General features: G+C 69.3%; 14 protein-coding genes. 12 read left to right on the forward strand and 2 right to left on the reverse strand.

Annotated features, from left to right (window positions below; all coding sequences use genetic code 11):
- Window positions 1-37 precede the first annotated feature (37 nt).
- Genes IL992_RS28400 through IL992_RS28430 form a run of 7 tightly spaced genes read left to right on the forward strand, consistent with a single transcriptional unit; the run spans window position 38 to window position 5075 of the window.
- Window positions 38-907: a hypothetical protein gene (locus tag IL992_RS28400; protein WP_193206428.1), complete on the forward strand. Its 870-nt coding sequence runs from the start codon at window positions 38-40 to the stop codon at window positions 905-907.
- Entirely contained in the window at window positions 904-2280 is a 1377-nt protein-coding gene (locus IL992_RS28405; protein ID WP_193206429.1) for a CpaF family protein, read from the forward strand. Before IL992_RS28400 ends, IL992_RS28405 begins: the two co-directional genes overlap by 4 nt.
- On the forward strand, window positions 2277-3131 hold the full coding sequence (locus IL992_RS28410; protein ID WP_193206430.1) for a type II secretion system F family protein: 855 nt from the start codon (window positions 2277-2279) through the stop codon (window positions 3129-3131). The genes IL992_RS28405 and IL992_RS28410 overlap by 4 nt, the downstream gene beginning before the upstream one ends.
- Complete coding sequence (locus IL992_RS28415; RefSeq protein WP_193206431.1) at window positions 3128-3997, forward strand: type II secretion system F family protein; 870 nt, start codon at window positions 3128-3130, stop codon at window positions 3995-3997. The genes IL992_RS28410 and IL992_RS28415 overlap by 4 nt, the downstream gene beginning before the upstream one ends.
- A gap of 15 nt (window positions 3998-4012) precedes the next feature.
- Entirely contained in the window at window positions 4013-4222 is a 210-nt protein-coding gene (locus IL992_RS28420) for a hypothetical protein (RefSeq protein ID WP_193206432.1), read from the forward strand.
- Complete coding sequence (locus tag IL992_RS28425) at window positions 4219-4563, forward strand: TadE/TadG family type IV pilus assembly protein (protein ID WP_193206433.1); 345 nt, start codon at window positions 4219-4221, stop codon at window positions 4561-4563. The genes IL992_RS28420 and IL992_RS28425 overlap by 4 nt, the downstream gene beginning before the upstream one ends.
- Window positions 4560-5075 (forward strand): TadE/TadG family type IV pilus assembly protein, encoded by a 516-nt coding sequence (locus IL992_RS28430; protein ID WP_193206434.1) that lies wholly within the window; start codon window positions 4560-4562, stop codon window positions 5073-5075. Before IL992_RS28425 ends, IL992_RS28430 begins: the two co-directional genes overlap by 4 nt.
- 49 nt (window positions 5076-5124) lie before the next feature.
- On the opposite strand, the gene IL992_RS28435 is transcribed toward IL992_RS28430, so the two are convergent.
- Window positions 5125-5436: a hypothetical protein gene (locus IL992_RS28435; protein WP_193206435.1), complete on the reverse strand. Its 312-nt coding sequence runs from the start codon at window positions 5434-5436 to the stop codon at window positions 5125-5127.
- 9 nt (window positions 5437-5445) lie between these two features.
- On the opposite strand from IL992_RS28435, the gene IL992_RS28440 reads away from it, so the two are divergent.
- Genes IL992_RS28440 through IL992_RS28450 form a run of 3 tightly spaced genes read left to right on the forward strand, consistent with a single transcriptional unit; the run spans window position 5446 to window position 7627 of the window.
- Window positions 5446-5619, forward strand: a complete 174-nt coding sequence (locus tag IL992_RS28440; protein ID WP_193206436.1) for a hypothetical protein — start codon at window positions 5446-5448, stop codon at window positions 5617-5619.
- Window positions 5616-6038 carry a pilus assembly protein TadG-related protein gene (locus tag IL992_RS47840; protein ID WP_193206437.1) on the forward strand — a complete coding sequence of 141 codons (423 nt, stop codon included), beginning with the start codon at window positions 5616-5618 and terminating at the stop codon, window positions 6036-6038. Before IL992_RS28440 ends, IL992_RS47840 begins: the two co-directional genes overlap by 4 nt.
- On the forward strand, window positions 6035-7627 hold the full coding sequence (locus IL992_RS28450; RefSeq protein WP_193206438.1) for a LysM peptidoglycan-binding domain-containing protein: 1593 nt from the start codon (window positions 6035-6037) through the stop codon (window positions 7625-7627). The genes IL992_RS47840 and IL992_RS28450 overlap by 4 nt, the downstream gene beginning before the upstream one ends.
- A 405-nt stretch (window positions 7628-8032) precedes the next feature.
- Here IL992_RS28450 and IL992_RS28455 read toward each other — a convergent pair whose 3' ends face one another.
- A complete protein-coding gene (locus IL992_RS28455; RefSeq protein WP_193206439.1) occupies window positions 8033-8182 on the reverse strand; it encodes a hypothetical protein in 150 nt (49 codons plus the stop codon).
- A 329-nt stretch (window positions 8183-8511) separates the two neighbouring features.
- On the opposite strand from IL992_RS28455, the gene IL992_RS28460 reads away from it, so the two are divergent.
- Both IL992_RS28460 and IL992_RS28465 read left to right on the forward strand, forming a co-directional pair.
- Complete coding sequence (locus IL992_RS28460; RefSeq protein WP_193206440.1) at window positions 8512-8994, forward strand: AfsR/SARP family transcriptional regulator; 483 nt, start codon at window positions 8512-8514, stop codon at window positions 8992-8994.
- Window positions 8995-9482: 488 nt separating this feature from the next.
- Complete coding sequence (locus IL992_RS28465; protein WP_193206441.1) at window positions 9483-19943, forward strand: DNRLRE domain-containing protein; 10461 nt, start codon at window positions 9483-9485, stop codon at window positions 19941-19943.
- Window positions 19944-19955 lie beyond the last annotated feature (12 nt).

Raw genomic sequence — 19955 nt, forward strand, 5'->3', positions numbered from 1 at the left:
CCGCTGTGCCGCTGCCGTCCTGCATGGGAGTGGGCGGATGACGCTGATCGCGGTCGCGTCTCCCGGTGGAGCGCCCGGAGTCACCACGGTGTGCCTGGCCACCGCGTTCACCTGGCCCAACCCCGTGCTGCTCGCCGAATGCGACCCCTCCGGTGGCGGCGTGTTGCCGGGCTACTTCGCCGGACGGCAGCCATACCGGACCGGGGTGGCCGAGGTGGCCATGACGGCGGCACGCGACCTGCAGGCGGCGCGGGCGCAGTTGACCGAGGAGGCCGTCGCGCTGGACGGGGACGCCCGGCGCAGACTGCTGCTGCCGGGGGTGGCCGACCCGCGGCAGGCCCTGCAGATCAAGGACTCCTGGCCGCAGATCGCCCAGGTGCTGACCACCGCCGGGCGGGACGTCATCGCCGATGTAGGCGCGCTCGGCGTGGAGAGCGTGCCGTACGCGATCCTCACCGCGGCCGACGCCGTGGTGCTCGTGCTGCGGCCGACGGTGCGGTTCGTTGCGATGGCCGGGCCGCGGATCGAGGCCCTCAGCCGCGGCGCCCTCGCCAGCACGCCCCGCTTCCTGCTCCTGATCGGCGAAGGGCCCTACCCTGCGGCGGAGGTCAGCCAGGCGCTCGGCGGTACGCCCGTCCTGGGGACGGTGCCGATGCTGCCGAAGGCCGCGCACATCCTGTCGGACGGGGCGCCGGGGCGCACGCGATGGGCCGGCCGGCTGCAGATGTCCTCCCTGCTGCGGACGGTGGGCAACCTTGGCGCGGAACTGCGCGAGCGCCTCGACGCCGCACCCGAGGAGCAGCGGGCCGCCCCGGTTGGGGTGGTGCCGCCTGCGTCCTTCGGCGCTGGCCCCGACCTTCACCCCGGTCCTGCCGCAGGTGTTGACTCGGCGGGAGGGCTGCGATGAGCGAGCACCCGCTGTGGCTGGTCGAGGAGCTTCCCGCTGCCCCCGCCGCCCGGCCGACCGGGCCGGGGAGTCTGCCGCCGACCCCCGGCATACCCGCCCCAGTCGGCGATGGCCTCGACGACGTGGCGTTCCGTACGGCGGTCGGCGACATCAGCGCCCGCGTGGCCGATGCCCTGGAAGGGGCGGCCAGCCGGGAGGAGGCCGTCCAGCTCATCGACGCCGCAACCGCCGCCTGGGCCCGCGAGCGGCTCACCGACGGCGTGGTCATCTCACCCGGGACGCACGCCCGGTTGGTGCGCGCGGTCGAGGACGAGCGTTACGGCCTGGGCGCGCTGCAACCGCTGATCGCCGATCCGGCGGTGCAGAACATCGACATCAACGGCTGCCGCGAGGTCTGGGTCACCTACGCCGACGGGCGCAAGGTGCGCGGCCCGGCGGTCGCCGGCAGCGACGAGGAGCTCATCCAGCGGATCCGGATGTGGGGCGTCCACGGCGGTCAGACCTCCCGGGAGTTCTCCACCGTCACCCCCATGCTGAACACCGCCTTGAAGGAGCGGGTGCGGCTGTCGGCGGTCATGGCGATCACGCCGCGCCCGCACGTGTCGATCCGCTGCCACCGGCACGTCGACGTCACCCTCGCCGACCTGGTCGAGCTCGGCACCCTCGAGGCCGGGCTGGCGTCGTTCCTCGCCGCGGCCGTGCGGGCGCGCAAGGACATCCTGGTCACCGGCGGGGTCAACGCCGGCAAGACGACGATGCTGCGGGCCTTGGCCGCCGAGATCGACCCGGATGAGCGGATCGCCACGCTGGAAAGCGAATACGAGCTCTACCTGGACCAGCTGCCGCACCGGCACCGCGACGTGGTGGCCTTCGAGTCGCGCCAAGCCAACAGCGAAGGCCACGGCCAGATCACCCTCGATGCGGCGATCAAGCACTCACTGCGGATGAACCCCGTGCGGATCATCGTCGGCGAGGTCCGCGCCGACGAGGCCTGGTCGATGTTGCAGGCCATGAACTCGGGCCAGGAAGGCTCGCTGTGCACCATCCACGCCAACTCCGCCGAAGAGGTCTTCCCCCGCCTGCTCATGCTGTGCCGCTCCGGCGGCCTCACCCTCGACAGCGAAGACATCCACGGCCTGGTCGGCATGGCCGTCGACTTCGTCGTCCACCTGCGGCGCGACGTGCGCACCAACCGCCGCTACGTCACCGAGGTGCTGAAGGTGCTGCCGCCCGCCGACACACCGACGCCCGCGCGCAACCACATCTACCGCCCCGGCCCCGACGGACGGGCCGCACCGGCGACCTCACCCCAGTGCCTGGACGACCTGGTCGCCGCAGGGTTCGACCCCGCCGCATTGTGGAGGGGCCCATGACCGGGTCGCTGCTGGCGCCGCTGGCCGGCGGGCTGCTCGCGGTCGGGATCGTCTGCCTCGTGCTCGCCGTACGCGGGCGGGCCCCGGCACCGCCACGACCGGACGGCCGCCTGACCACCCTTGCCCGCGCGGCCGGGGACCCGGCGGTGCGCCGGGAGGCCGGAGCGGCGGTCCTGCTCGGCCCCACGGTGTCCCTGCTAACCGGCTGGCCCGTCGCCGGCCTCGCCGCCATCGGCGCCTGCTTCGCCGTGCCGCGCCTGGCCGGAGGCCGCGGCGCCCGCTCGCGCATCGCCCGCCTGGAAGGGCTGGAGCAGTGGACCCGCAGGCTTTCCGACCTGCTGAGTGCCGCCTCCGGGCTCGAGGACGCCCTGGCCCGCAGCGCTGAGCACCCGCCCGAGGCGATCGCCGCCGAAGTGCGCGATCTGGGCCGCAAACTCGCCGCGCGCGCGGACACCGAGCAGGCGCTGCGCGCCTTCGCCGACACTCTCGACGACGCGGTGGCCGACCTGATCGCCGCCGCTCTCATCCGCGCCGCGTCCCGGCGCGGCGCCGGCGTACGGCACGTCCTCGCCAATCTGGCGGCCATGGTCGCGGCCAACGTCGTCGCCCGGCGCGAGGTTGAAGCCGAACGCGCCCGCCACCGCGCCACCGTCCGCTGGATCATGACCTTCCTCCTCGGCTACAGCGGCTTCGCCGCCCTCAACAGGGATTATGTGGCCCCGTTCGGCACCACCGCCGGACAGGTCGCGCTCGCGGTCGTCGTCGCCTGCTACGCCGTCGGCCTGTGGTGGCTGCACTGCCTGGGCACCGCCCGCCCACCCGGCCGCTTCCTCACCGGAGGGCCGCGATGAATCTGTTCCTGTTTGCCGGGGCCCTGGTCGGGTTCGGGCTGTTCCTGCTGGTGCGCGAGCTGCGTCCGGCGCCGCCCCGGCTGGAAGAGGCGGTCGCCCGCCTGCGCGCCGACTACATCCCACCCGACACCTCCGGCGACCTGGCTTATCGGCTCGGCCGCCTCATGGCCACCCGCCTGGGGTCGCTGCCGTGCCCGTACCGCGACCTGGCCCTGCTCGGCCGGCCGGTCGAACGCTTCCTCGCCACCAAGCTCGCCTTGGCCGTGCTCGGCCTGCTGCTGCCCGCCGCGATCTCCGCGCTGATGACGGCCACGGGCGGCACCCCCGGGCTGGCGCTGCCCGCCGGCGCGTCCCTGCTCGGCGGAGTGGTGCTGTTCTTCGTCCCCGACCTGACCGTGCGGTCCGAGGCCGCTCGTCGGCGGGCCGACTTCCGGCACGCCATCACCGGCTACCTCGACCTGGTGGCCCTGGAACGCAGCGCCGGCGCCGGGCCCGTCGACGCCCTGGAAAAGGCCGCCTCGGTCAGCGACGGCTGGGCGTTCGCCCGCATCACCGCGGTGCTGGAGCAGGCCCGCCGCAACCAGCGCCCTGCATGGGAAGGACTCGCCCGGCTGGGCGAACAGGTCGGCATCACCGAACTCACCGACCTGGCCGACATCGCCGCCCTCGCCGGGCAGGAAGGCGCCCGCGTCCTGGACACCCTCATCAGCAAGGCCGCCTCCATGCGCGGCCAGGCCCTGGCCGCAGCCAAAGCCGAGGCCAACGGCCGCACCACCGCCATGGTCATCCCCATCGCCCTGCTCGGCGCGGCCTTCCTGCTCCTGTTGACCTTCCCCCAGATTTACCGGCTGGCCATCGCCGGCTGACCCACGAGGAGAACCATGCGCCTTCCCACCATGCCCCCGCAGCTCACCCTCCTGCTCGTGCGCGCGCAAGGTGCCCTGCAGCGTCTGCGCGAGGACCGCGGCGCCAGCACCCTCGAATGGGTCGTCCTCACCACCCTGATCATCGCCATCGCCATCGCCATCGCCATCGCCGCCGCGGCGGTGATGAAGGACAAGGTCACTGAATGGCTCGCCAAAATCCCGTGACCACTCCTCATGCCGCCGGCCCGCGCCGTTCCCGCCGCAGCGTGCGGCGCCGGGTGTCCGGCGATCGCGGAGCGGCCACCTTGGAGATGGTCATCCTGTTCCCGCTGCTGCTCCTGGTCGTGGCCGCGGCCGTCCAGGCCGTCCTCGTCTACCAGGCCCACTCCACCGCCCAAGCTGCGGCGCAGGAAGGCGTCCGGGCGGCCCGCGCCGACGGCGACGCCGGGACCGTCGAGGTCGTGGTCACCGGCCGGGTGCCGTCGTTCTTGCCCGCAGCCGACTGGAGCGTCTCGGAAGTCTCTCGTGCCCCGGTCGAACGCTTCATCCCTGCGAGCCGCCCGTGAAACGCTGTAGACCCGCCTGCAGTAGGCGGGGGAGGGGTGAGCGGGGAAGTGCGACGCTGGAACTGGTAGTCTTCGCGCCCGCGCTGCTGGCACTCATCGCCCTGGTCGTCCTCACCGGGCGCATCGCCACCGCCTACGGCGCGGTCGAGTCGGCCGCTCGCGACGCCGCCCGGCAAGCCTCCATCGCCCGCGACCCCGCCCAAGCCCGGCGCGCCGCCACGACCAGCGCCACCGCCACGCTTCGCCGTGAGGATCTGCGCTGCGCCCCATCGATCGCGGTGGACACCAGTGGGTTCTCCCGCCAGGTCGGAACCGCCGCCCAGGTCGTCGCCCGCGTGAGCTGCACCGTCCGGCTCGGCGACCTGCTGCCGGGGCTGCCCGGCCAGAAGACGGTCCGCGCGTCCTTCGTCTCGCCCATCGACCCCTATCGGGGGAGAGCTCTGGGGTTCGCAGTTCCTGGCGGTTCCTCAGCCGGCAACGAGCGTGCCGAGACGGGAGGCGTCCGTGTGTGAAGGTGTGAGCTGGCGGACCGAGACGAGCCGCCTGCCGGATTGTGCGAGCTCAGTGATTGGTGCGGAGGTGCCGGCGGGCCCGGTTCCACACGTCTTCGAACTCGGCCGCAGTCAGTGCGTGGGGCTCGTATCCGTCCCACTCCTGCACAGGGGTCTCAGCGGTCAGGCCGTAGGTCGCCTCGTACTGGCTGAGCCGGCCTGCTGCCTGAGCCTGCTGCCATTCCGTCAGGGACGCAGCAGCGATGGGTATGCCGTCCGGTCCGCGGAGTTCGACTTGGCGGCTCACCCAACCGTCGGCATCGACCTCGAAGTAGAACCAGATGTCCTCTTCGTCCCAATAGGTGCGGAACCAGCGCGTCATGGATTCAGCATGCCGGACGCGACTGACACGGCACGTCGTGACGAGGCCGAAATGGTCGGGGGCTGCGGCGCAGCGGGTGGCAGCGTGGACGCAAGCGCCAATCAGGTGACTGTCCCCTCGCCCACCAGCACCTTCGCAGGCCAGATGATTGATCAACGCCACGCGGCGCTGGTGGGGGCATGACCAGGACACGCGACCGCGGGTCGGTCACCCTTTTCACCGCCGTAGCGGTCTTCCCGCTGATGCTGGTGCTCGCCGGCTTCCTGTGGGACGGCACCGCCAAGCTGCGTGCCGGCCGCGAGGCCTACAACATCGCGGAAGAAGCAGCGCGGGCCGGCGCCGGATACGTCGACCGGCGCGCCGCCTACACCGACGGCCGCTACATCGTCGACCAGGCCGCCGCCCTGCGCGCCGCGCGCTCCTACCTCGCCACCACCGGCCACACCGGGTCCGCCGCACCGGCCGGCACCCACGCCATCCAGATCCGCGTACGGGTGACCGAGCCCACCCTGTTCCTGGCCCTGATCGGCATCAACGACATCGCGGTGACCGGAACGGCCACCGCCCGCCTCGTCCCCGGCGTAGAGGGAGAACTGCGATGACCAGGTTCCGCCTGCTGGACGGGCTACGGGCGCTGCTGGCCGCCGCCGTCTTGACCGCGCTCATCGCCGGCGTGCCACTCGTCCTGTACGCGCTGGCCGGATCCCCCGTGCCCGCCCATCTCCCGGGCCTGGGCGAGATCGGCCACGCGCTGACCCACCGCGATGACGGCACCCTCTTCCTCGCCGTGGTAAAGGCCGCCAGCTGGGCGGCGTGGGCGAGCTTCGTGGCCAGCACACTGATCGAGGTCGCCTCCCGAATCCGCGGCCGCGCCACCCCGCACCTGCCCGGGCTCGGCGCCGCCCAATGGCTGTCGGCCCAGCTCATCTCCTCGGTCGCGCTGGCCGCCGGCTCGCCAGCCGCGTTCGTCATGGCTGCCGTCCCGCCCGCCGCCGTCATCGCGGCCGCCCCGGCCGCACTGGCCGACACCGCCACCGCCTCACCGGACGCCGGGCACGACCCTCTACGCTTCACCGGCGCTGACACGTCGTCAGAGGCTGGACAGCTCACCACGACCCGGACGCACGGTCCGTCCGACCAGGCACACGCCCGGGTGCTGCGGCTCACGCACTCGGCGTACCAGGTGCGCCGCGGCGACTGCCTGTGGACCATCGCCGAACGCCACCTCGGCGACGGCGACCGCTACACCGAAATCGCCGACCTCAACATGGGCCGCGTCATGACCGACGGCGCCCGCTTCACCCAACCGGACGTAATCCGTCCCGGCTGGGTGCTGCGCATGCCCGCCGTCGCGACCGACCTCGACCGGGCGCAACCGCCCATCCCGGATCGCCACCCCAGCCACCCGAGCGACGCACCTGAGTTCTCCCGCCCGCACGACGGCGCCCCCTCCTCGCCCCAGCCTCCCGCCGTGCACAAATCCCCGAACACGGGGGAACTGCCGGCAGCCGGGCGAGACGAGGCGCCACCCGCGCACACGCCGCATCCTCAGCAGGCGCGCGCATCGGCGCCGGAACCGACCGCGATCCTGCTCACCGACGGCGCCGAGGCGGATGACAGCGGCCCCAGCACACCCGTGGCGGCATTTGCCGGGGGAGTGGCCGTCGGCTCCCTGCTCACCCTCGCCCGCCTCCGCCACGCCCAACGCCAAGCACGCCGCCGCGGCCGCCGCATCGCCCTGCCCGCCGACCCTGACACCCTGCGCACCGAGCAGGAACTACGCCGCCTGGCCGCACCCGACGCCCACGCACACACGCCACGCCCTGGCCCGGCTCGGCGACGTCATCACCGCCACCAGCCGCCACCTGCCGCACGTCCTCGGCGCACGCGTCAGCGCCGACATCGTCGAACTGCTGCTGGCCCAGCCCTCCGGCACGCCACCCGCCCCGTTCACCCCGGGCCGGACCAAGGCGGCCTGGCATATCGACCTCAACAGCGCACCCCACGCGGACAGCTCCCGCGACGTGCTCCCCGCACTGCTCACCACCGGATACCTCGACGACGGACACGCACTCCTGGTGAACCTCGAACGCCTGCAGACCGCCACCGCAACCGGACCCGCCGACCTGGTCGACCGCTTCCTCACCACCGCGGCCACCGAACTCATCACCGGCGACAGGCCATGGTTTGACGTGCTCGCCGTCGGCTTCCCCGAACTCGAGGCTGCCGGTGCTCGCATACGATCCTGCTCCGATCTGACCGAAGCGCTGGGCCTGCTCGCCGACCGAGCCCGCGACCTCCGCGGACGGCTCGCCACCAGCGACGGACCGCCCGGTGTGGCCGACCGGCGCCTGCACGACCCCGACGGCGACTGGACCCTCACGGTCCTGATCAGCAGAAACACCCCATCACCCGATCAGCTGGCCCGGCTGGTCGACACCGTCACCGCCCTGCCCGGCGGTCTGGCCGCCCTCGTGCCTGCAGATGCCGCGAGCGCACCAGCCCGGTTCGTGCTGTCGGAGGACGACCAGGGCCCGCTGCTGAACGTCACCCCGCCCGGCCTGACTGTCCGTCCGCACCTGATGCCGACCGAGTCCTACCAGCGGCTCGGGGAACTGCTCACCGTCGCCGCCAACACCAGCGACGTCGCCGCCGACGACTCCCCGTACGACGCGCATGTGTGCGAGAGCCCGATGCCGCCGGCGAGCGGCACGAACGCGCCGTCGACCTCGATACCGGTCGACAACCAGCAGGAAGACCGGGAGTCAGGGGTTGAACCCGCACGGCCAGAGTTGGCGGAGCCCGAGTCGCAGCGCGATGAGGCGATGGACATGGTGCAGGTGTCCATCCTCGGACCACTGGAGATCACCGGCACCGTCGCCGACCTCCAACCGAAGATGGCCGAACTCGTACTCGCCCTGGCCCTGGCCGGGCCGACCGGACTACGCAACATCCAGCTCGCCGCCATGATGGGCCCCGACCCCGACACCCCCAAACCCTCCGACCAGCTCCGCCAGCTCATCACCCGCACCCGCGGCAAACTCGGGCAAATCCCCCGACGGCCAGGCACGCATCGTGTGCGACTCCGCCTACGTCTACCGCACCCATGCCATCGCCCTGGACTGGGCACGCTTCCAGGAACTCGCCGACCATGGCGCCAAACGCAACTCCACCACCGACCTGTGGGACGCCCTCGCACTCGTGCGGGGACCGGTGCTGGACGGCTGCTACCACTGGTGGCTGGAAACGCCGCTCATGGAAAACATCCGCGCCGAAATCGTCGACGCCGCCGACCTGCTCGCCGAACTCGAGCTCGACGCCAGCCGCCCCGACCGCTCCGCACGCGCCGCCCGCCAAGGACTCGCGTCGGACCCCTATGCCGAACAACTGTGGCGCGCCCTGATGCGGGCCGAGTACGAGTCCGGGAACATGAGCCGCGTCCACGAGGCGTGGAAGGCCTGTCTGAAGGCGGTTGCCGAAGTCAGCGCCGACGGCGACCCCCACCCCGAAACCGCCGCCCTCTACCGGCGGCTCACCGCCGCCCGCCGCTCTGCCTGACGTCTCTCATCTGCCTGGGAGAAGTGGCTTCGGCGTGACCGAAGCAGCTTCCACGACGGGCGGGCTGACCGCGATTACGTGATCCAGCCCTCCCGGCTCGGGCAGCCTAAATCACATTTCAACCTCGACTGCAATCCCCGTTTCGGAGACTTTTATCTGCCGGGGTCGCAGCTCTGGATCATTCGTGTTGGCATTCGGTGTGACGCTTGCGCTCGTCATGTCAATAGTGAATTGAGTGATGTGATGTAAATCGCAGGTCCTCGTTCCGTTGTCTCCTCCCCGTATTGGAACGTGCCTGGTAGGAACCTTGAAGATCGGAATGAGACCTGTCGTCTAGATGACGGCGCGTGATCACCCAGATGCGAAGTAGATCTTGACCTGTGGTTTTCAGGCACGCATGATCCCGTTTGGTCTCTTTATTTCGGCTTTATAGAGGCGAGCGGCCGTGCCGTGCCGCGCGCTTCGCTTTGCCTGCGGAGGGGTTCGGCGTGCCGATTTCGCGTGCCCGGAAACTGCTGCCCAGCACGGTCCACGGCCGTTTTTCACGGGCGTGGATCGGGGCGGTGGTCGCTCTCGGTGTGTTCGTCGCCGGGATCGGTGTGCCGGACGGGTTGGTCACCCCGGCGAGCGCCGCGACCGAGACGCAGACGCAGCAGGAGCGCAGCGTCGAGGGCCGGCCGGTCGCGGCGCCCACTCCCCATGTGAAGGCCGAGGAGGCGTCCCACCTCGCGAAGAAGCCGCCGGCGCCGGTGTGGCCGAAGAGCGGGTCGGCGCGGGTGGACGTGGTGGCGGGCAAGGCTTCGGCCGTACCGGGGTTGCCGGTGGCGGTGGCCGCCGCTGATGCGGCCGGGGCCACGCCGGGTTCATCGCCGAGCGCGTCGCCCTCTCCTGCGCCCTCACCCATGAGCAAGAAGTGGGTGTCCGGGTGGGATGAGAAGTCGCCGAAGGCGGAGGCGTCGCAGGAGCCGGTGATGGAGTCTCCGGCGTCCGTGATGGTGAAGACGTTCGACAACACTGTGGCGCGCAAGGTCGGTGGTGTCGGCATGGTGCTGCAGCTGACCCGGGCGGACGGCGGCACCTCTTCGGCGGCGGCCAAGGTGACCGTGGATTACTCGTCGTTCCGGGGTGCGGGCGGGGGTGGATTCGCCTCCCGGTTGACGCTGGTGCGGTTGCCGGCGTGCGTGCTGGCCCAGCCGCTGACGCCCGAGTGCGCCAAGCAGCGGGCGGCGCAGCTGCGGGTGCTGCCGGTGGTCAACGACGTGAAGACCGGCCATCTGACCGCCGAGGTCGAGGTCGCTCCCGCCGCAGACGGCACGACGCCGGGCGCAGGGAACAGCGCCGGAGGCAGCGGTGCGCAGGCTACGCCGACCACCGCGACTACTGCTTCGGCGAAGGCCTCGCTTGCATCGCCCGCAGCTGCCAGTGGTGGCACCGCTGACGCTTTCGTCTACGTGGTGGCGGCTTCGGCTGCCGCCACGGCGCAGGGATCGATGGCGGGTGATTTCTCCGCCTCGCCGTTGAAGCCGTCGGGGACGTGGCAGGCGGGCCAGGCCGGTGGGGCGTTCACCTACAGCTACCCCATCACCGCTCCGCCCGCCCCGTCGGGAGATGCTCCGAAGCTGGCGTTGCAGTACTCCTCGGCGGCGGTGGACTCGCTGACCTCTCAGACGAACAACCAGTCCGGGATTGCGGGGATGGGCTGGGAATTGGAGACCGGGTTCATCGAGCGGTCGTTCGTGTCGTGTTCGGGGTATGCCAAGTCGGGCCGGTTGGGCTACAACACCGCCCAGGTGGGGTGGCCGGACAAGTGCTGGCAGTCGCCGTACTCCTCCGACCCGGGCGGCTCAAAGCTGACGTTGTCCGTGGATGGCCACTCCACCGACATTGTTAAGGACTCGTCCGGTAAGTGGCGCACGGTCGAGGACTACGGCTGGAAGATCGAGCCGATGTCCGAGCAGTCGTGGTGGCGGATCACCACTCAGGACGGCACGGTCTACCGGTTCGGCTACAACGAAGATTCCTCGCTGACGATGTCATTTATCGGCGACGACGAGGGCGAGAAGTGTCACGAGTATTACCCCGCGCCGGGCAGCGGCGAGTCCACCGTTGAGCAGGTCTGTGAGGACACCTGGCGCTGGATGCTGGACCGGGAGGTCGATCCGAACGGCAACGTGATCGACTACTCCTACACCAAGGAAGACGGCGCCTACTGCTCGCCGGCGTATGACTGGGATTGGGACTGCGCCCCGGAGTACGACAAGGCCGCTCACGTGCGCGAGGTCGACTACGGCCACAACATCAACGTCACCGGCTCGACCCCGACCGCGCGGATCGTGTTCACCACCACCGGCCGGGCCTCCGGCAACATCACCGACGTGCCGACATGGTGCGAGGACGGAACCCCCGGATACTGCCTGTTCAACGAGGGGCCGTCCTTCTACACCACCCAGAAGCTGAGCTCGATCACCACCCAGACCCTGATCCCGGGCAGCACCGACTGGACGGTTCCCAGCAGCTGGGAGGACGTCACCCGGTGGAACCTGTCGTATCAGTGGCTGACCGGCGATATCTGGAACGCCGACAAGTACCCCATCTTGTGGCTGGACTCCATCCAGCAGGTCGGCCTCGCCGGCGGCAAGGGGACGCAGATCGCGCTACCGCCGACCACGTTCGATGCAACCTTCCTGGACAACGCCGTCAGCGTCGGGCTGGACCCGGTGCAGTTCCCCCGCATCGGCGCGGTGAACAACGGCCTGGGCGGGCGCAGCGAGGTGGAATACGGCCAGCCCCACCCCTGCCCCAACCCCTGGCAGTACCCGCCGACCGATGGCTGGGACACCCGCGGGCTTGACTGCTACTTCGTCACCACCAACCAAGAGATCATCAACGGGACGTGGAACTACTACGGCGAGGTCTACGCCAAGTGGCTGGTCATGTCGGTCACCGACATCGACCTGGTCGGCGGCTCACCGGAGCAGGTCACCAGCTACTCCTACGGCGGCGACCCCGCCTGGGCGGTCCCGGACAACCCCTTGGCGGTGCGCCAGCCCTTCCGGCGTAACGACTACACCGAATGGCGTGGCTACGGTCAGGTGACCACCACCGTCGGCGACGGGTTGAGCGGTTCCGGGGTCAGTACGACTTCGGCCAAGTTCTTCCGCGGCATGTCCGGCCAGAACCTGACCGACTTCGACGGCAACAGCTACCCCGATCGTATTGAGCTGAACGGGCGCACCCTGCAGGAGCAGGCCCGGGACAACAACGGGGAGAACAGCTCCACCCGGTATGAGTACGCGGTGACCGTCACCGGCACCGCCCCAGGTACCCGCAAACCCTCCCGCGTGGACCAGACACGGAAGGTGGCACGGGAGAAGACCACCACTGGCTGGCGGTACACCGAGACCAAGACCACCTACAACAGCGACGGGCTGCCGACCAAGGTCAACGACTACGGCGACACCAGCACAGCCTCCGACAACACCTGCACCGCCACCACCTACGCCCGCAACACCACCAACTGGTTGATCGACTACGAGGCGTCGAAGGAGGAACACGCAGGTGACGATTGCACCGCCGGTGACCTGCTGAGCCGGACGGTCTATCTCTACGATGGAGCGAACGACCCGGCCGCTAACACCCCCACCCGCGGGAACGTCACCGAAACCCGCGCGTACTCCACTAACACGGACTACGTCAGGTCCCTGTCGACCTTCGACAACTACGGCCGGCCAATTACGACGACTGAACCGATCAGCAACACGGCCGATCCGGAAGAGATCAAGACGACCACCATCACCTACGACCCCGCCATCGGCTGGCCGAAGGACGGCGTGAAGGTCAAGAACCCGCTCGGGCACGAGGTGAAGACCTGGTCCTCCCAGTACAACGGGCAGCCGGTCGGCAAGAAGGACGCCAACGGCAACGCCGTCAACATCGACTACGACGTCTTGGGTCGCACGCTGCAGCTGTGGACCCCCGAGGCGCCCAAGCCTGCCGACGACGACCTCGACCACAGCGACAATCCCCCCGCGGCGAAGGTCACCTACACCGTCACGTCTGGCCAGCCACCCCGGACCGCGGTGGCCCGCCTGCAGTCCGGCGCCCGCACCAACACCGCCACATACACCTCCACCTACACCTACAGCGACGGCTTCGGCCGCCAACGTGAGGTACAGACCGCATCCCCCGCAGGCGGCCGGATCGTGCAGGTCACCACCTACGACGGGCGCGGGCTGACCGCGGCGACCTCCACGCCGGTGCACAACGGAAGTGCGCCGGGATTAGGCCTGCTGAACCCCGCATGGGACACGGTTCCGCAGTGGTCCAAGCCGGTGTATGACGGGCTGGGCCGGGTCACCGCCCAGGTGGACATGAACGGCTCCACCGAGTTCCGCCGCACGACCGCCAACTACCTGGGTGCGGACAAGTACGAGGTGATCCCGCCGGTGGGCGGCAAGACGGTGTACTACACCGACGCGGCCGACCAGGTCACCAAGATTGAGGAATGGCTCAGTGGAACCGGTACCGCCCAGCAGAGTGCGGCGGTTGCCGGTCCGACTCCGCCGACGTCATCGAAGACCTCTTCCGCTGCCGCTGCCGCAGAGGCCGAGCAGGATGGGGCGGCCGAGCCCCAGACGGTCAGCGCCGCCCCCACTGCGGATGCGGCGGCTGCAGAGTTGCAGGCCGCGCGTACCCGCGCGGCGGCGGAGGCGAAGAAGTCGGGCAAGCCCGTCGAGGTAAGTGAGCTGACCGACGAGTCGAGCATCACCTACGCCCAGCCGGACGGCAAGACATTCACCACGCAGGTCGGCTCGGGCCCGGTCCGGACCCGGCGCGGGGATGACTGGGTGCCGATCGACACGACCTTGACCGAACAGAACGGAACGTTGACGCCGAAGGCGATCACCGGCGGTGCCACTGTGGAGGTCTCCACCGGTGGCGAAGGCGCGTTCGTCACGATGACCGCCCGCGGGCAGAAGTACGCATTGAGCTGGCCGACCCCGCTCCCCAAACCCACCGTCAGCGGCAACGTGGCCACCTTCCCCGACGCGGCCGGCAAGGGCGCTGACCTTGTGGTGACGGTGCTGGCGACCGGGTTCCGCCATGACGTGGTGCTACGCGAGCGGCCCACTAAGCCTGTGGAGATCCGCATCGGCGTGCAGAGCAAGGGCCTGACCCTGTCAGAGGGTGCCGATGGGCGTCTGCTGCTCAAGGACGGTAAGGACAAGAAGCCGGTGGCCTCGGCGCCGCAGCCCGTGATGTGGGACGCCCCGCCCGGCAGCGACGGCGGGCAGGACGCCACCGGCAAGCCAGGCAAGATCGCCACCGATGTGGTTGCCGACGACGGCGAGCAGACTCTGGTGCTCCGCCCGGACCCCGCGTTCCTCGCTGATCCCGCCACCCGGTATCCGGTGACGATCGACCCCACCGTCACGTTGCCTCTGACCACGGACACCACCGTGATCTCGGGCCAGATGGCTAACTACTCCGGGGACACCACCATCAGTGCCGGGTACTACGGCGGGACCCTGTCGCGCGCCTTGGTGAAGTTCGACACCTCCGCCCTGACCGGTGCGACCGTCTCCAGCGCGACACTGCAGGCCTACAAGAACTCGGTCAAAACATCCGCCTGCCCGCGTGCGGGGGTCCGCGCCTCGCAGGTCACCGCCGCGTGGGATCCGGCGACGGTCACCTACGCCAACCAGCCCGCCTACATCGACGGGACGATCACCCTTGATACCAGCGGGTGCGCGGCCAAGACGAACATGAGCTGGACGGTCACCTCGATCGTCCAGGCCTGGGCGTCCGGCACTCCCAATTACGGGGTCCAGCTGCGTGGGAACGTCGAGACCAGCTCGGCGGACTACCGGGTTTTGTTCGACAGCAGCGAGGCTGGCACCGGCCGCGCCCCCTCCCTCAGCGTTACCTACACCATCAACTCCGCCCCCACCGCTGGGAACCTGTCGATCACCCCGGTCACCGGGTCCGCGGTGTCGTCGCTGACGCCGACCCTGCACGCCACCGTCTCCGACCCGGCCGGGGGGAACCTGCGGGCCGACTACGAGGTCGAACACGACCCCGCCTACACCGCAGAAGGCACCGGTCAGATCTGGGCCGGCAGTTCCGCCACCGTCACCTCCGGCAACGACGCCACCGTCGCCGTCCCGGCGGGGAAGCTGACCGACGGGTGGCACATCCGCTGGCGGGCCCGCGCCACCAACACCGGCACCTCCGTCTCCTCGGCCTGGTCGGCCTGGCAAACCGCCACCGTGAACGTGCCGGACCCGGTGGTCGACCAGCTGCAGGTCACCCCCTCACAAGACCTGTCGGGGGAGAAGGTCACCTCCACGCTCACTCCCGCGCTGGCAGCCCGCGTCACCACCCCTGACGCGGCGGCGTCCCGGGTGGAGTTCGAACTCGAGCACGACCTGGCCGACACCGCCCACGGCACCGGCCAGATCTGGACCACCGGGGCCGACAACATCGCCTCCGGCGCCCAAGCCACGGTCACGGTCCCGACCGGCAAACTGGCCGACGGCTGGAAGGTCCGCTGGCGCGCCCGCGCTGTCGCCGCCGGATCCAACACCTCAGCATGGAGCCAGTGGCAGTCGCTGACGGTGAAGGTCCCGGCCGCCACCGTCTCCCAGCTGCAGATCACCCCCGCCCAGACCTCCGGGCAGACCACCACGGTCACCTCGCTCACCCCGCAGCTGCTGGCCACCGTCACCGACGCCTACGGGCAGCCGCTGCGGGCGGAGTTCGAACTCGAACACGACCCCGCCGACACCCAGCACGGCACCGGCCAGATTTGGACCACCGCGGTCGACAACATCGCCTCCGGCACCCAAGCGTCGGTTACCGTCCCCGGCGGGAAACTGAACAACGCGTGGGGCATCCGCTGGCGCGTCCGCGCGGTCAACACCGCCACTCAGGTGACCTCCGCCTGGTCGGACTGGCAGTCGGCCACCGTCGATCTCGGCAATGTCCCGTCTGAGCCGGCGGTGAGCGCGCTACAGGTCGCTCCCTCCCAGGTCATCGACGGCACCACAGTGACCTCGTCGCTGACGCCGCAACTGCTCGCCCAGGTCACCAACCCCGCCGGCGGCACCATGCGGGCGGAGTTCGAAGTCGAACACGACCCCGCCGACACCGAGCACGGTACTGGCCAGATCTGGACCACCGCGGTCGACGACGTCCCCGCCGGCACCCAGGCGACCGTCACCGTCCCCGCCGACACATTGAGTGAGGGCTGGTTGGTGCGCTGGCGCGCCCGCGCCGTCGCCGGTGAAGCCGCCTCGGCCTGGTCGGACTGGCAGACCGTCCGCGTGGACCAGCCCGACCCGGTGCTGGGCACCCTGCAGGCCACCCCATCCGAGGTCGTGGGCGGCAAGACGATCAGCTCGTCGCTGACCCCGCAGCTGCTCGCCCAGGTCACCGACCCCGCAGGCGGGAAGGTGCGGGCCGAGTTCGAGCTCGAACACGACCCCGCCGCCCCCCAAGGCCAGGGCAACGGCCAGATCTGGACCACCGCTGTCGATGACGTGACCTCCGGCACCCAGGCGTCCGTGACCGTGCCCGACGGTAAGCTGTCCGACGGGTGGCTGGTGCGCTGGCGGGCCCGCGCCGTCACCGCCGGTGGAACCTCCGCCTGGTCGGACTGGCAGCAGCTGACCGTGACCGACGGCTCGCTCATCCCGGTCGTCGGCAACCCCCGTACCCGCCCTGCCAACAACGGCACGACGACCACATTGACTCCCGCCCTGCTGGCCACCGTGAGCTCGGACCAAGGCGGGCAGCTCGGCGCCGAGTTCGAAGTCGAACACGACCCCGCCGACACGCAGCACGGCACCGGCCAGATCTGGACCACTTCGGTCAGCGGCGTGGCCTCCGGGAACGACGCCACCGTCACCATTCCCGCCGGTGCCGTCAGCAACGGCTGGAGGGTCCGCTGGCATGCCCGCGCCGTCAAGAACGGCCTCGCCTCGGACTGGACGGCCTGGCAATCGGTCACCGTAAACGTCCCGAACCACTACGACACCACGTATGAGTACGACCGCGACGGACAGCTGATCAAACAGACCGACGCCAACGGCAACATCCGCACCTTCACCTACGACCTGCTCGGCCGCCGCACCGCATCCCACGACCCCGACGCCGGCGACTCTCAGCAGGCATACGACGCCGCCGGCCGCCTGGCGTGGACGACCGACGGCAAGGGCCAGAAGGTTTCCTACTCCTATGACGCCCTTGGCAGGACCACTACGCGATGGTCGGGGGAGGCTGGGACCGGTACTAAAACGGCCGAATGGGCCTATGACACCGCCGCTGAGGGCATAGGCAGGCTGACGTCAGCCACGCGCTACACCAACGGGCATGCCTACGTCACCGCGGTGACCGGTTACGACTTGATGGGCCGCCCGACCGGTTCCAGCATCACCATCCCCGCCGTCGAAGGCGCGCTAGCCGGCACATACACGTTCACCGCCGACTACGACACCGCCGGGAACCTTTCACAGATAGGCATGCCTGCCAAGGGCGGACTCCCCGCGGAGACACTCACCTTCACCTTCACCGATCTGAACCTCCCCCAGGCTGTCACCTCTGACCTGGACGGCGGCACCACCTACGTCAGCACCACCGCCTACACACAGACCGCCCGCCTTGCCAATCGCCGCTATGGGGCCAATGGACAAATCAACCGGACTTTCGCCTGGGACGAGACCACCGGCCGGCTAACCGGCGTTATCACCAAGACCAAGGCCGACACTCCCACCCCGGTCACCGTCCAGGACGATGTCTTCTCTTACAACATCGACGACACGATCAACAACATCCTCGACAAGGCCGCCGCCACCGGTGGCTCAAGTGGCCAGCTTGAATGCTTCACCTACGACGGCCTGCACCGCCTGACGCAGGCATGGACCACCACCGCCACCTCCTGCGGAACAGGAACCGCAGCGGCTGACGGGCTCGGCATCGACCCCTACTCCCAGTCCTACGCCTGGGACGGCGTGGGCAACCTCACCTCCCTGACCTCCAACGGCCAGACCGCCACCTACACCTACTCCCCTCCCGGAGCGAGCGCCGTCCGCCCCGACGCCGTCACCTCCATCACCCGGCCCAACGGAACCGACTCCTACGGCTACGACAACGCCGGCCAGATGACCTCCCGCACCATCGACGGCAAACAGTCCACCTTCACATACGACGAACTCGGCGAACTGACCAAGGCCGTCGTTGACGGCCAGACAACCGACAACGTCTACGATGCCGACGGCCAGCGCCTGATCCGCCGCACCCCCGACGGCAAGACCACCCTCTACCTCGGGTCCATGGAACTCGAGCTGTCCGCTGGCACGGTGACAGGCAAGCGCTACTACACCACCGCCGACGGCTCCCAAATCGCCATCCGCACCCCCGCCACACTCACCTGGCTCCTCAGCGGCAATGCCGGCAGCGAACAACTGGCCATCGACGACACCACCCAAGCCGCCCGCCACGAACGCTACCTGCCCTTCGGCCAGCGGCGCGGCGACGACGACCTGCCCTTCACCGACCGTGGGTTCCTCGGCAAGATCGAGGACGACTCCACAGGCCTCACCCTGCTCGGTGCCCGCTTCTACGACCCCACGATCGCCAAGTTCCTGTCCCCCGACCCGCTGCTCAACCTCGCCAACCCCGGACTCACCAACGCCTACGGATACGCCGGCGGGGACCCGGCCAACCTGTCCGACCCCGACGGCTTCGAACCCCGCCCCTGGCAAGCCTCGGACTGGAATGAGAAATCTCTGAAAGAACGCCGGAAAATCCTCAAGAAGTACTGGGACGGAGAGCGCAGAGCCCAGAGAGAATCTAGTAGGCGGCAGGGAGAAAATGCCCTCCGTAACGACAAAAAAGGCCTCGGTGACCGCGCGAGTGAACAAATTCGTTTCCGCAATCAGGTAGGCAACACGCGCCACCATCAAGCCGTTTGGGATGAAGCATGCAGGAAGGACTTCGTGTGTAGCAACCTGAAGGAGATGGATGCCACTACCAAATCTAGGGGAGCCGGCTCGCTGGCGGACGTCGTCGCGACTGGAGGCGGCCCCGGTGTGGGTAGCGGCGGCTTCGCCGGTATGGGCATGGTCAGATCCTTGGGTTCCAACCGCGGAGGGCGCACCGTCCTACCTCCACCTAGGCTTAGGTCTAGGCCATGTAGCTTCGTTCCCGGAACGAAGATTCTCATGGCAGATGGGTCGTTGAAACCCATCGAGGATGTGAAGGCCGGCGATCACCTTGTTGCAACGGATCCACAAACAGGAAAAACGGAATATCATATCGTCCTGGAGCCGCTTGCAAGTGATGGGCCGAAGTCCCTTGTGAAGCTGACCACCGATACCGATGGAAAACGAGGCAACGCCACCGGGACGGTCACCGCCACCGACAATCACCCCTTCTGGGTCCAAGACGTCAAGGCGTGGGTACCCGCGGGAGAGCTCAAACCCGCCTCCTGGCTTCGCACTTCGGCTGGCACTTACGTCAAGGTTGTTTCGCTCCAGCATCGAGTGGTGAGCAGGCAGCGCGTTCACAATCTGAGCGTTGAAGGCATCCACGCGTACTATGTGCTCGCCGGTGCAGTGCCCGTACTGGTGCACAATTCGGGATTGTGTAACGAGAAGATCGACGAGGTCTTCCATAACCCCAGCGGAAGATCTTCTCAGGATCAGTTTGAATACCACTGGGACAAGCATGCAAAGGGGCGCGGTGTCACGCGTGAGCAGTACCTCCAGGATGCGCAAGACTGGGCGACGGGAATTGCCCAGCCAGGAGGGAAGAGGGGGCTCAACGCCAGCTTGGAGACGCTGGCGGACGGTACGCGCGGGATAAAATACGTGGACCCCCGGACGGGTAAGGGCGGGATCATCGGCCCCGGCGGCAAGGCCGTAACCTTCTGGTATGGCGCCGACTAATGAGAGGACGAG

The sequence above is a fragment of the Microbispora sitophila genome (assembly GCF_014892245.1).
Taxonomy (GTDB): Bacteria; Actinomycetota; Actinomycetes; order Streptosporangiales; family Streptosporangiaceae; genus Microbispora; species Microbispora siamensis.

Coding starts and splice junctions, on each gene's coding strand:
- IL992_RS28400 (WP_193206428.1), top strand. CDS start 38: ATGACGCTGATCGCGGTCGCGTCTCCCGGTGGAGCGCCCGGAGTCACC.
- IL992_RS28405 (WP_193206429.1), top strand. CDS start 904: ATGAGCGAGCACCCGCTGTGGCTGGTCGAGGAGCTTCCCGCTGCCCCC.
- IL992_RS28410 (WP_193206430.1), top strand. CDS start 2,277: ATGACCGGGTCGCTGCTGGCGCCGCTGGCCGGCGGGCTGCTCGCGGTC.
- IL992_RS28415 (WP_193206431.1), top strand. CDS start 3,128: ATGAATCTGTTCCTGTTTGCCGGGGCCCTGGTCGGGTTCGGGCTGTTC.
- IL992_RS28420 (WP_193206432.1), top strand. CDS start 4,013: ATGCGCCTTCCCACCATGCCCCCGCAGCTCACCCTCCTGCTCGTGCGC.
- IL992_RS28435 (WP_193206435.1), bottom strand. CDS start 5,436: ATGACGCGCTGGTTCCGCACCTATTGGGACGAAGAGGACATCTGGTTC.
- IL992_RS28440 (WP_193206436.1), top strand. CDS start 5,446: ATGCCGGACGCGACTGACACGGCACGTCGTGACGAGGCCGAAATGGTC.
- IL992_RS47840 (WP_193206437.1), top strand. CDS start 5,616: ATGACCAGGACACGCGACCGCGGGTCGGTCACCCTTTTCACCGCCGTA.
- IL992_RS28450 (WP_193206438.1), top strand. CDS start 6,035: ATGACCAGGTTCCGCCTGCTGGACGGGCTACGGGCGCTGCTGGCCGCC.